Source organism: Marivita sp., from assembly GCF_020055635.1.
Classification (GTDB): domain Bacteria; phylum Pseudomonadota; class Alphaproteobacteria; order Rhodobacterales; family Rhodobacteraceae; genus Marivita.
In genome coordinates this window covers 1-11,985 of record NZ_JAIPUT010000087.1, presented here as the reverse complement: position 1 = coordinate 11,985, position 11,985 = coordinate 1, and the positions used below count along the sequence as shown (strand labels likewise).

Genomic DNA, 11,985 nt, shown 5'->3' with positions numbered 1-11,985 from the left:
TTACGGGAGTTCGGGGCATCTGGTGTGGGCAAGGGCGTGGTGCGCCCGGCCTATTCCGAGCCCGACATCGCTGCGCGCGGCTGGTTGGCCGATCGGATGAGGGGCGCCGGATTGCAGGTGCATGTCGATCCGGTCGGATCGGTGTTCGGGCTGGCCGAGGGGCCCTCGTTGCTTTTGGGCTCGCATTCCGACAGCCAGCCCGAGGGCGGGTGGCTCGACGGGGCGCTTGGCGTGGTGGCGGCGCTGGAGATCGCCCGGGCGGCGCAGGAGGCCGGGGGGCCATCTGTGTCGGTGGTATCATTTCAGGACGAGGAAGGACGATTCGGGGTCACAACCGGATCCGCGGTCTGGTCGGGGACCCTGCCTCTGGACCGGGCCGACGATCTGACCGACCGCGACGGGCATCGCTTTGCAGAGGCGCGCGCGCTGATGCCGGGGCGCTCGGAGGATTTCGTCGATGCATCGCGCTTTACCGGCTTTCTGGAGATGCATATCGAGCAGGGGCCGGTTCTAGACCGTGAAGGCGAGGCCATCGGCGTGGTCGATGCGATTGTCGGCATCCGCGACATGAAGATCACCTTCGACGGGCAACAGAACCATGCCGGCACGACCCCGATGCTTGGGCGTCGCGATGCGTTTCAGGCGGTGGCGGGGTTCAATGCGCTCTTGAACGACCGGTTCTCGAACGTCGTGACGCCGCAGACGGTCTGGACCATCGGCCATGTCGCGCTGCATCCGAACGCGTCCTCGGTGGTGCCGGGACGGGCGACGTTTTCGATGCAGTGGCGCGACGGCGATGGCGACCGGCTGGACCGGATGGAGGCGATCATCCGCGAAACCGCCGAGGAGGTCGCCACGGCAGGCGGCTACAGTCTGAGTTATGGCCCGCTTCTGGGGCTCGAGCCCGTGGCCATGGACGTCCGTCTGCGCAAGGCATTGGAGGGCGCGGCAGAGGCCGAGGTGCCGGGGCGCTGGCGGGTGATGCCCTCGGGCGCGCTGCATGACGCGACCAACATGTCGAAGATGATGCCGGTGGCGATGCTTTTCGTGCCGTCGATCGGCGGGATCAGCCATGCCTTCGGCGAAGACACGACGGAGGCCGATCTGGCAACCGGTCTCAGGGTGCTGGCCGGGGCGGTCGAGGCTTTGGGCTGATCGCATTCCCGTGCTAGGCTTTCCCGGCAAGGGAAAAGGGGCGCGGGATGGACGTGACGGCGATGGCGTTTTACGCCTTGGTGTGCGGCGGGCTTGGCGCCTTTGCGCCGAGGCTTTCGAGGGTCTGGCAGAGGTTTGCGGTGGCGGCGCTGGTCGGGATTGTCGCCGCGGCCCTGTTGCCGATCCTTCGCGCGACGCTGGGGGTCTGAGTCAGCTCCAGGTCACGTCGCCCAGAAAGATGTAGCCCGCACCGTAGATCGTCTTGATCAGGCGGGGGTTCTTGGGGTCCTCGCGCAGCTTTGTGCGAAGCCGCGAGATGCGGACATCCATCGCCCGGTCAAAGCTGTCCCCGGCGGCCCCGCCCAGCGTGTCCTGCATGTAGTCGCGCGTTATCAGGCGGTTGGGGCTTTCGAGGAAAAGCCGCAGCACTTCGCCCTCGGCATGGGAAAAGGGCGTTTCCGCGCCGGTCTCGTCCTGCAGGGAATAGCGGTCGAAATGCGCGGTCCAGCCGTTGAATTTCGCCCTGTGTCCGGCGGGGGCGGGGGTCGCGCGGGTGCGCAGGCGGGCACGCACGCGGGCCACCACCTCGGCCGGGTCGAAAGGTTTGATGATGTAGTCATCCGCCCCCAGTTCCAGCCCGGTGATCTTGTCCTGCACCTGGGCGCGGCCCGAGATGATGATGACCGTGGCGCCCTGTTCGAGCGCCAGCCGGTGCACCAGGCTGAGCCCATCGCGGTCGGGCAGGCCGAGATCGACGAGGCAGACATCCGGAGTCGTGCGGCGCAGCGCGGTTTCGAAATCGGCGGCGCGACCAAAGCTCTGGGTGTCGTAGCCCGCGTCCTTGAGGGCTTCGGAGAGCATGGTGCGGATGGCCGGTTCGTCGTCGAGAATGGTGATCAGCGGCCTGGTCATGCCGGGTCCTCCTCGTGGCCCAGGAATGCCGCCAGATCAGCCCTGGAAAACGGTTTCGGCAGCACGGCGGTCTTTGCCGCGGCCTCGGCGTGGCGGGGATCGGAGGCAGGCAGGGAGGTCATCAGGTAGACCGGTTTGCCGGGCAGGGCATCGACCAGTTCGGTGCCGAGGGCAGGCCCTTCGACCGAGATGTCCGACAGCACGAAAGCGATGTCCGGCACGCCCTGCGCCAGTGCGCGCGCTTCGTCGACCGACACGGCCTCGATCACGCTGTGGCCAAGCCCGGTGAGCATTTCGCGGATCGTGGTGCGCAGGTCGGCGCTGTCTTCGACCAGCAGCACCAGTTCGCTCTTGAGATGCCGCGCGGCGTGGCGCAGCGGCAGGCGCAGGGTGACGCGCGCGCCGGTGGCTGTGTTGCCGATCCGGAGCTGACCTCCGGCCAGCTTGGCGGTGTCATAGACCATCGACAGGCCAAGGCCCGATCCGCCGTCGCCCTTGGTCGTGAAGAAGGGATCGAGCGCATGTTTCAGCGCATCCGGCGAAAACCCCGGCCCGGTATCCTCGACGTTGAAATCGATCCAGGTGTCCTGGGTCTCGGTGGCGGAAAGGCGGATCGTTCCGCTTTGCCCGCAGGCGTCGCGGGCGTTCAGGATGAGGTTGAGCAGGCTGTCCTGGAGCTGTCCGGCATCCAGAAGCGCGCGGCGCGTGATCGACGCGTGCATCGAAAGTGCGATGCTGTCCGGAAGCGACGGGGCCGCCAGCGTGTGCAGATCCGCCAGGAAGACCGCGACATCCAGAGGTTCGGGCCGCCACGCACGATGGGCGGTGATGTCTGCGATCCGGTTGAGCAGATCGCCGCCCCGGCGGGCGGCTTGCAAGGTGGCGGTGATCAGCGGATCGGCATCCGTCGGCAGGTCCATCGCCGCCATCTTCGACTGCATTCCGAGGATGATGGTCAGCAGGTTGGAAAAGTCATGCGCGAGCCCCGAGGTCAGCTGGGCGGCCATTTCGCGTCGGCGGGTCTGTTGCAGGGCCGCGCGGGCCTGGGTTTCCTCGGTCACGTCCATCGACAGGATGTAGACACCATTCTCGGTCTCGTCCGGGGTGAAGGCGACGCGGATGCGGCGGGAGCTGTGGATGTCGGTGAATTCGAATGTCGAGGGCGTTCCCGAGAGCGCCATCTGGAGATGCGGCAGGACACGGGCATAGGCATCGCGGCCCAACGCCTCGGAGATATGCAGCCCGACGATCTGCGAGGGGCGGCCGGGCATCACGTTGGACAGCCGGCGGTTGGAGAACGTGTAGCAGCCGGCGCTGTCCACATGGGCGATATGGGCGGGCATCATTTCGGTGGTGAGGCGCGTGCGCGCCTCCATCTCGGTCAGTTCGCGCTGCGCTTCTTCCAGCGCCAGAACCGTGGCGGCCAGTTTGCGGTTGGTGGCGGCCAGTTCCTCGGACCGGGCCAGCACCTCTTCCGACAGCAGTTCCGAGCGGGTGCGCAGCAGTTGTTCCTGCGATTTGACGGCGGTGATGTCGGTGTAGACGGTGACCCAGCCGCCCTGCGGCAGCGGGGCACCTTCGACGCTGATCATGCGGCCATTGGCGCGGGTGCGCTCCATGTAATGCGGCTCGAAGGCGCGGGCCTGCTCGACCCGGGTGCGCACGAAGGTTTCGACATCGGCGACCTCGCCATATTCGCCTTGGGCGATCAGGTGGCGGACCGTGTCCTCGAAATGCGCACCCGGTAGCGTCAGGCTGCGCGGCAGGTCGAACATCTCGGCGAAACGGCGGTTGCAGGCGGCCAGCCGCAGATCGCTGTCATAGATCGACAGGGCCTGTCCGATCAGGTTCAGTCCGGCCTGAATGAGCGCTTCGGTATGCATCCGGGATCGTCCACGAGAGAATGTGTCCGGAAACTGGCTAGCACCGGAACGTCCCGGCGCAAAGGGCGGGTGGGATCCTGTTACAATTCGTAAGAATTGAGCAAACATCAGGAAAAAGTTGACCCCCAACCTGCCTTCTGTCCAATCTTGGAACAGAGTCGTGCAAAAGCGATCGGTTCGGGCCAAGCCCGGGCAATGGGAGGAAAAGCATTGGCATACTTGACCGAGGGCGCGGAGGGTCTGCGCTCGGTTCCAGCGTTATTGGCGCACAACGCCGCTCGATATGGCAGTTCCCCTGCCTATCGTGAAAAGGAATACGGGATCTGGCAAAGCTGGACCTGGTCCGAAGCTGCCGCCGAGATCGAGGCGCTGGCGTTGGGCCTGTTGAACCTGGGCGTCAACGAAGGCGATTTCATTGCCATCATCGGCCGCAACCGCCCGTACCTCTATTGGTCCATGGTGGCTGCGCAATGCGTCGGGGCCATCCCGGTGCCGCTGTATCAGGATGCGGGCGCCGAAGAGATGGAATACGTGCTGGCCCATTGCGGCGCGCGCTTTGTCATCGCGGGCGATCAGGAGCAGGTCGACAAGGTCATCGAAATCCAGGACGACCTGCACCAGTTCGAGCACATGATCTATCTCGATCCGCGCGGATTGCGGAAATATGACCACCGTCGCCTGCACGCGTTCGATCATGTGCAGGCGCAGGGACGCGCCGCGCGCGACGAGTTCATCGGGGAACTGGAGGCGCGCAAGGCCAAGCTGGATTACGACAGCATCTGCGTGATGCTCTACACGTCGGGGACGACGGGCAAGCCCAAGGGCGTCGTCCTGTCTAACCGCAACATCATCGAGACCGCCAAGGCGTCGTCCGAGTTCGATCACCTCAAGGTGGATGACGAGGTTCTGGCTTACCTGCCGATGGCGTGGGTGGGCGATTTCATCTTTTCGATCGGGCAGGCCTACTGGTCGGGCTTCTGCGTGAATTGCCCCGAGAGCCCCGAAACGATGATGACGGACCTGCGCGAGATCGCGCCGTCCTACTATTTTGCCCCGCCGCGGGTGTTCGAGACGCAGCTGACCCAGATCATGATCCGCATGGAGGATGCCGGCGCGTTCAAGAAGAAGACGTTCCACTATTTCATGGACCATGCCCGCAAGGTCGGGCCCGCCATCCTTGACGGGCACGAGGTCGGCACGTTCGACCGGCTGAAATACAGGCTGGGCGAGCTCATGGTCTACGGCCCGCTCAAGAACGCGCTCGGTTTTTCCAACGTGCGGGTGGGCTATACGGCGGGTGAGGCGATCGGGCCGGAGATCTTTGATTTCTATCGCTCGCTGGGGATCAACCTCAAACAACTCTACGGCCAGACCGAAGCGTCGGTGTTCATCACGCAGCAGCCCGATGGCGAGGTGCGGTCGGACACGGTCGGCGTGCCGTCGCCGGGCGTGGAGATCCGCATCGCGGACACCGGCGAAGTGTTTTACCGGTCGCCGGGTGTGTTCGTGCAATATTACAAGAATGCGGAATCGACTGCCGATACCAAGGATGCGGACGGGTGGGTCGCCACCGGCGATGCGGGCTTCATCGAGGAATCAACCGGCCATCTGCGGATCATCGACCGGGCCAAGGACGTGGCGGCGATGGCCGATGGCGCGATGTTCGCGCCGAAATATGTCGAGAACAAGCTGAAGTTCTATCCGAGCATCCTCGAGGCGGTGGTCTTTGGCGCGGGCCGCGACCGCTGCTGTGCCTTCATCAATATCGACCTCGCCGCGGTGGGCAACTGGGCCGAGCGCAACAACATCGCCTATGCGTCCTACCAAGAACTGGCAGGACACGAGCAGGTGCTTGACGCGATCCAGTCGCATATCGAAGAGGTCAATGAAAGCATCGCGCAGGACCCGATGCTGTCGGGCTGCCAGGTGCACCGATTCCTTGTGCTGCACAAGGAACTGGACGCGGATGATGGCGAGCTGACCCGCACCCGCAAGGTGCGTCGCAAGATCATCGGCGAGAAATTCGAGGACTTGGTCAATGCGCTCTATGACGGGTCGCCGTCGATCTACACCGAGACCGAAGTGACCTATGAGGACGGTCGCAAGGGCAAGATCACCGCGACGCTGGAGATTCGCGATGCCAAGGTGGTTCCGACGACACCTCAGAAGCTGGCGGCGGAATGATGGGACGGACACATAATCTTCGTACGAAGATTATGCGCGCCGAGAATTTTCGTACGAAAATTCTTGGGGCCGGGGGAGGAGAAACGGCGTGAAAGACACCGAAGGGTACGTGACAGCGGACGGGCGCCAGATCGGCGGCACGCTGATGGAAATGCGCAATATCACCTTGCGATTCGGCGGTGTGGTGGCGATTCAGGACATCTCGTTCGACATCCACGAGGGCGAGGTGCGCGCGATCATCGGGCCGAACGGGGCCGGCAAATCGTCGATGCTCAACGTCATTTCCGGCTTCTACACCCCGTCCGAGGGCGAGGTGTGGTATCAAGGCGCGAAGCGACCGCCGATGAAGCCGTTCGAGGTGGCGCGCCAGGGCGTAGCACGGACGTTCCAGAACATTGCCCTGTTCGAAGGCATGACCGTTCTCGACAACGTCATGACCGGGCGGCTGACCCACATGAACGCCGGGATCGCCAGCCAGGCGCTGTGGTGGGGCAAGGCCCGCGACGAGGAGATGGAAAACCGGGAAAAGGTCGAGCGGGTGATCGATTTCCTCGAGATCCAGAACATCCGCAAGACCCCGGTGGGGCGTCTGCCTTACGGGTTGAAGAAGCGGGTCGAACTGGCGCGCGCGTTGGCGGCGGAACCGTCGCTGCTGCTGCTCGACGAACCGATGGCCGGGATGAACGTCGAGGAAAAAGAGGACATGAGCCGCTTCATTCTCGATGTGAACGACGAATTCGGCACCACGATCTGCCTGATCGAACATGACATGGGGGTGGTGATGGACCTCTCCGACCGCGTTGTCGTCATGGATTACGGCAAGAAGATCGGCGACGGCACGCCGGACGAGGTGCGCAACAACCAGGATGTGATCGACGCCTATCTCGGGGTGCCCCATGAGTGAAGCCGTGCTGTCCATGCGCCCGGGTGAACTCATGCCCGGCATCCGCGTTTTGTCCACTCAGCTTGAGAAAGGACATGACATGACGACGCATTGGCACAAGAAGACGCTTGCAGACATTCTCGGCGACGATCGTGGATTGCCGGATTGGGCCGCCGGGATGGTGGAAAAGTTCACACCCGAAGACCTTGACGAGTTGCGCCGCGACGAACGCGATGCGGTGACCAGCGCCCTGGGCCGCGTGGCGCGCCAAAGCCGCGACATGCGGGGTGAAGGGCCGGAAGGCCAACGCGCCGCCTGGGTCGAGGGTGACATCGACTGGGGTCTGCGCGCGGCGCGGGCAGCACTCGAGGCGGTCCCCGCGGGGCAGCGCAGCGAGAAAGCCAACCAGCTCCTGGCGGATTGCGACTGCCCGTCGGCTGTCGGGCCGAACCCCGGGCGCGATGCGTCCACGCCGGGGACAGACAAACAATGACAAAGGACTGAGCCGGATGGAGTTTCTCGCCGACGTTTTCGTCACCCCCTTCGTGGACATGGTCCAAGCACCGGATTTCCTCATGCAGGTGCTGTGGGAAGGGCTGGTTTCCGGAATCCTTTACGCGTTGATCGCGCTGGGCTTCGTGCTGATTTTCCGCTCCAGCCGGATTTTCAACTTCGCACAGGGCATCATGGTGGTGTTTGCCGCTTTGACGCTGGTGGGGCTTTTCGCCTTGGGTGTGCCGGCATGGCTCAGCGTTGGCCTGACGCTGGTGGTCATGTTCGTGCTCGCGGTGGTGATCGAGCGCGTGGTGCTGCGACCGCTGGTGGGCCAGCCCGACATCATCCTCTTCATGGCCACCATCGGGATCACGCTGTTCCTGATCGGATTTGGCGAGACCATCTTCGGCGGTGAAAACAAGGTCATGATCACCGAGGAGCTGGGCATTCCGACTGGCGACACGGTGCTGGAACCATTTGGCGGTCTGCTGATCCTCCAGCATCTCGACATCACCGTGGTGATCGTGGCGACGCTGCTGGTGCTCGCGCTTCTGGCCTTCCTCAACTACACCCAGATGGGTCGGGCGATCCGGGCGCTGGGCGACGACCACCAGGCGGCGCTTTCGGTGGGCATCAGCCTCCAGACGATCTGGGTGCTGGTCTGGTTCATCGCCGGCATCATCGCGCTGGTCACGGGCATTGCCTGGGGCGCTCGGGCCGGGGTGAGCTTTGCGCTCGAGGTGATCGCCTACAAGGCGCTGCCGGTGCTGATGCTGGGCGGGCTGGAATCGATCACCGGGGCCATTGTCGGCGGGCTGATGATCGGCATCCTCGAAAAGCTCTTCGAGATCTACTGGGGCCAGCCGCTTCTGGGTGGCAACACGGAGACTTGGTTCGCCTTCGTGCTGGCGCTGATCGTGCTCTTGTTCCGTCCGCAAGGTCTGTTCGGAGAACGGATCATCGAAAGGGTCTAGGGCGGCGCGGGGCGCGCTGTTCGACATCAACAGGCACCGGTGCGTGAGGATCACGCACCCTACGAGAGAAGACACATGGCCAAACTGATCGCACTCCTGAACGTCATCGCCTGGTCCGGGTTCTGGGCCTTCGGATATATCGCGCTGTCCAGCGGATCCGAGGCCGGCAGCCAGACCGTCATTGCGATCCTGCTGGCCGCGATCGGCGGTGCCCTGGGGCTTTGGGCCTATTTCTGGCTGATCCGCTACTCAGAGGCCACAGGCTATGCCAAGCCGCGCAACCGCGTGGTCATCACCGAAGAGGAGACCATCTGATGCTCTATCGCACGGCTGGCCAGTTCAAGACGAGCTATGTCGCGGACCAGGCGCTGTTCCCGGTCCGGCAGGATGCCGTCCTGCTGACGATCATCCTGATCTTCGGCTGGGTGATCTTCCCGATGACCGCATCGGAATTCACCTTCCAGACGCTGCTGATCCCGATCCTGATCTACGCGCTCGCGGCGATGGGGCTGAACATCCTGACCGGGTTCGCCGGGCAGTTGAGCCTTGGCACGGGTGCCTTCATGGGGGTCGGGGCCTATGCCTGCTACAAGATGGTCACGCTGTTCCCGTGGATGAACCCGATCGTCGCGATCCTGCTGTCGGGTGTGTTCAGCGCCGGGATCGGGGTGGCGTTCGGTATTCCCAGCCTACGGATCAAGGGCTTCTACCTCGCCATCGCCACCCTGGCCGCGCAGTTCTTCCTGGTCTGGCTGTTCGAGAAATGGTCCTGGCTTTACAACTACAACGCCTCTGGTGCGATCCAGGTGCCCAATCTCGAGATGTTCGGCGTCTTCGTGTCCGGCCCTCAGGCGGCCTCGGTGACCGAGTATTACATCGTTCTGTTCGTGGTTACGTTGCTGACGCTGCTGTGCATCAATCTCACGCGGGGCAATCTGGGCCGGACCTGGAAGGCGACGCGCGACATGGACATCGCGGCGGAACTCATCGGCATCAACCTGATGAAATCCAAGCTGACCGCCTTTGCCGTGTCGTCCTATGTCGTCGGTGTGGCGGGCGCGCTTTACGTCTTCATGTGGAAGGGGGCGGCCGAACCCAACGTGTTCGACATTCCGCTGTCGTTCCAGGTGCTGTTCATCGCCATCATCGGCGGGCTCGGCTCGATCATGGGCAACTACCTCGGGGCGATCCTGATCGTCGGTCTGCCGGTGGTCCTGAACGTGGTGGCGGGCACGCAAGTGTTCGAGATTTCCACCGGGTCCGCCCTTTTGCTGGCCGCCCTGATCGCGGCAGCGACGTTCCTCTTCGGGGTCGCGCGCAACCTGTGGGGCATGGCGGCGGCGATCGGCTTTGGCGCGGCAACGCTGATCTACGGCTACGCGCAATTGCAGGGCTTCCGCATTGAGTCCGCGCTGATCGAGCATATCAACGTGATGATCGTCGGCGCGCTGATCATCTTTTTTCTGATCATCGAGCCGCACGGGTTGAACCAGCTTTGGCGTCTGATCCGTGAAAAACTGATTATCTGGCCCTTCCCGCACTGACGCGGGGCGCGGCCCAAGACCAAGAACCGAAAGCAACATGACAGTTCCAATGGGAGGACAACCATGAAACACTTTACCAAACTGGCGACAGCCGCAGCGCTGGGCAGCGTGCTGGGTACGGCGGCCATCGCTCAAGAGCTGTACACTCCGAACCTCGCCTACCGGACCGGGCCCTTCGCGGCGACAGGTATTCCGCTGATGAACGGTCAGGCCGATTACATGACGCTGCTGAATGAACGCGATGGCGGCATCGGCGGTGTGACGGTCGATTTCGAGGAATGCGAAACCGGCTATTCCACCGAGAAGGGCGTGGAGTGCTACGAGCGCACCAAGGCCGACGCGGTGGTGACTCAGCCCTGGTCGACGGGCATCACCCTGCAGGTGCTGCCCAAGACCAACACCGACGAGATCCCGATCCTCGCGCCCGGCTACGGCTTTTCGCCGATGGCCTATGGCAAGGTCTTTCAATGGGCGTTCAACCCGCCGTCTTCCTACTGGGATGGCGCGAGCATGATGATGCAGGCGATCTCCGGCGGCGACATGGCCTCGCTTTCGGGCACCAAGATCGTGCTGCTTCACCTCGATCACCCCTACGGCAAGGAGCCGATCCCGCTGCTGGAGAAGATGGCGGAGATGCACGGCTTCGATCTGGTGCTGATCCCGGTGGGCCTGTCGCAGATGCAGAACCAGTCCTCCCAGTGGTTGCAGATCCGCCGCGAGCGGCCGGATTTCGTGCTGATGTGGGGCTGGGGCGCGATGAACGCGGGCGCCATCACCGAGGCGGTGAAGACCCGCTATCCGATGGATCAGTTCGTCGGCATCTGGTGGGCCGGGCATGACGCCGATCTGCAGCAGGTGGGCGAAGACGGCGCGGGCTACCGTTCCATCAGCTGGTCGATGCCGCAGCCGGATGCGCCGATCATGGCCGATCTGGAGGAATACGTCTTCTCCAGGGGGCTCTCGCAGGCCGAGGATACCGATTGGGTCTTCTATCAGCGCGGGCTCGTGATCTCGATGATCCTCGCCGAGGGGATGCGCACCGCCCAGCAGATGCACGACACCGCCGAGATCACCCCCGCCCAGTTGCGCGACGGGCTGGAGAACCTCGAAATCACCGAGGAGCGGCTGGCCGAGCTGGGGATGTCCGGCATGGTGCCGCCGTTCTCCACCTCCTGCGCGGATCACACCGGCCATTCGGGCGGCTGGATGCTGGAGTGGGACGGCGAGAAATTCGTCCAAGCCTCCGATCTGCTGATGCCGGACCGCGACCTCATCCGCCCGCTGGAGATCGCGGCGGCCGAGGAATACGCCGAGGCCAACGCGCCCTGGCCCGTCAACGAGGCCTGCGACCCCGAAAGCTGAGCGTTCCGGCCCGTCGGGCCGGCCGCCGATCCGCGCCCCCGGCGGCCTTCGCCGTCGCCGGGGGCCCCAGCCGCCCGCCCGCCCGCGCCGACCGAACGAGAAAGCCCATGACCCAGCCTGTCGCCGCCGAACCGGGCCACGAAGCCGGCCCCGAACCCAGCCACGAACCCGGCCCCCAGCCGGCCGCCGAGCCGCTGCTGGCCGTCAACAACATCGAGGTGATCTACAATCACGTCATTCTCGTGCTGAAGGGCGTCAGCCTGTCCGTTCCGGAAAAGGGGATCGTGGCCCTGCTCGGTGGCAACGGCGCGGGCAAGACAACGACGCTCAAGGCGATTTCCAATCTGCTGCACAACGAGCGCGGCGAGGTGACGAAGGGCTCCATCCGCTATCGCGGCGAGCGGGTGCAGGATCTCGATCCCGCCGCGCTGGTGAAACGCGGGGTGATCCAGGTGATGGAGGGGCGGCACTGTTTCGGCCATCTCACCGTGGAGGAAAACCTGCTCACCGGAGCCTATACCCGCAGCGACGGCCGCGCCGCGGTCGAGGCGGATCTGGAGCTGGTCTATTCCTACTTCCCCCGCCTGAAGGAG

At 64.1% G+C, this 11,985-nt stretch carries 12 protein-coding genes; 10 read left to right on the top strand and 2 right to left on the bottom strand.

Annotation, left to right across the window (positions count from 1 at the left end; all coding sequences use genetic code 11):
• Window positions 1–1,155, top strand: a 1,155-nt coding sequence (locus LCF60_RS21820) for a hydantoinase/carbamoylase family amidase (protein WP_292294650.1), incomplete at its 5' end; no start/stop codon positions are given.
• 47 nt (window positions 1,156–1,202) lie between these two features.
• The gene (locus LCF60_RS21815; protein WP_292294649.1) at window positions 1,203–1,364 is read left to right on the top strand and encodes a hypothetical protein; all 162 of its coding nucleotides are present in this window, start codon (window positions 1,203–1,205) and stop codon (window positions 1,362–1,364) included.
• A gap of 1 nt (window position 1,365) precedes the next feature.
• Here LCF60_RS21815 and LCF60_RS21810 read toward each other — a convergent pair whose 3' ends face one another.
• Together LCF60_RS21810 and LCF60_RS21805 are read right to left on the bottom strand one after the other, a co-directional pair.
• Complete coding sequence (locus tag LCF60_RS21810; protein WP_292294648.1) at window positions 1,366–2,067, bottom strand: response regulator transcription factor; 702 nt, start codon at window positions 2,065–2,067, stop codon at window positions 1,366–1,368.
• A complete protein-coding gene (locus LCF60_RS21805) occupies window positions 2,064–3,950 on the bottom strand; it encodes a PAS-domain containing protein (RefSeq protein ID WP_292294647.1) in 1,887 nt (628 codons plus the stop codon). The genes LCF60_RS21810 and LCF60_RS21805 overlap by 4 nt, the downstream gene beginning before the upstream one ends.
• A 219-nt stretch (window positions 3,951–4,169) precedes the next feature.
• Here LCF60_RS21805 and LCF60_RS21800 point away from each other — a divergent pair, with 219 nt between their 5' ends.
• The 8 genes from LCF60_RS21800 to LCF60_RS21765 form a co-directional block, all read left to right on the top strand.
• Window positions 4,170–6,134, top strand: a complete 1,965-nt coding sequence (locus LCF60_RS21800; protein WP_292294652.1) for an AMP-binding protein — start codon at window positions 4,170–4,172, stop codon at window positions 6,132–6,134.
• 145 nt (window positions 6,135–6,279) lie between these two features.
• Complete coding sequence (locus LCF60_RS21795) at window positions 6,280–7,038, top strand: ABC transporter ATP-binding protein (RefSeq protein WP_292294651.1); 759 nt, start codon at window positions 6,280–6,282, stop codon at window positions 7,036–7,038.
• Window positions 7,031–7,510, top strand: coding sequence for a hypothetical protein (locus tag LCF60_RS21790; protein ID WP_292294646.1), 480 nt, complete (start codon window positions 7,031–7,033; stop codon window positions 7,508–7,510). The genes LCF60_RS21795 and LCF60_RS21790 overlap by 8 nt, the downstream gene beginning before the upstream one ends.
• Window positions 7,511–7,526: 16 nt before the next feature.
• Complete coding sequence (locus LCF60_RS21785; RefSeq protein ID WP_292294645.1) at window positions 7,527–8,486, top strand: branched-chain amino acid ABC transporter permease; 960 nt, start codon at window positions 7,527–7,529, stop codon at window positions 8,484–8,486.
• Window positions 8,487–8,561: 75 nt separating this feature from the next.
• Window positions 8,562–8,801: a hypothetical protein gene (locus LCF60_RS21780; RefSeq protein WP_292294644.1), complete on the top strand. Its 240-nt coding sequence runs from the start codon at window positions 8,562–8,564 to the stop codon at window positions 8,799–8,801.
• Window positions 8,801–10,030 carry a branched-chain amino acid ABC transporter permease gene (locus tag LCF60_RS21775; protein WP_292294643.1) on the top strand — a complete coding sequence of 410 codons (1,230 nt, stop codon included), beginning with the start codon at window positions 8,801–8,803 and terminating at the stop codon, window positions 10,028–10,030. The genes LCF60_RS21780 and LCF60_RS21775 overlap by 1 nt, the downstream gene beginning before the upstream one ends.
• A 63-nt stretch (window positions 10,031–10,093) precedes the next feature.
• Window positions 10,094–11,392, top strand: coding sequence for an ABC transporter substrate-binding protein (locus tag LCF60_RS21770; protein ID WP_292294642.1), 1,299 nt, complete (start codon window positions 10,094–10,096; stop codon window positions 11,390–11,392).
• Between the two features lie 107 nt (window positions 11,393–11,499).
• On the top strand, window positions 11,500–11,985 hold a 486-nt coding region (locus tag LCF60_RS21765; protein WP_292294641.1), incomplete at its 3' end, for an ATP-binding cassette domain-containing protein.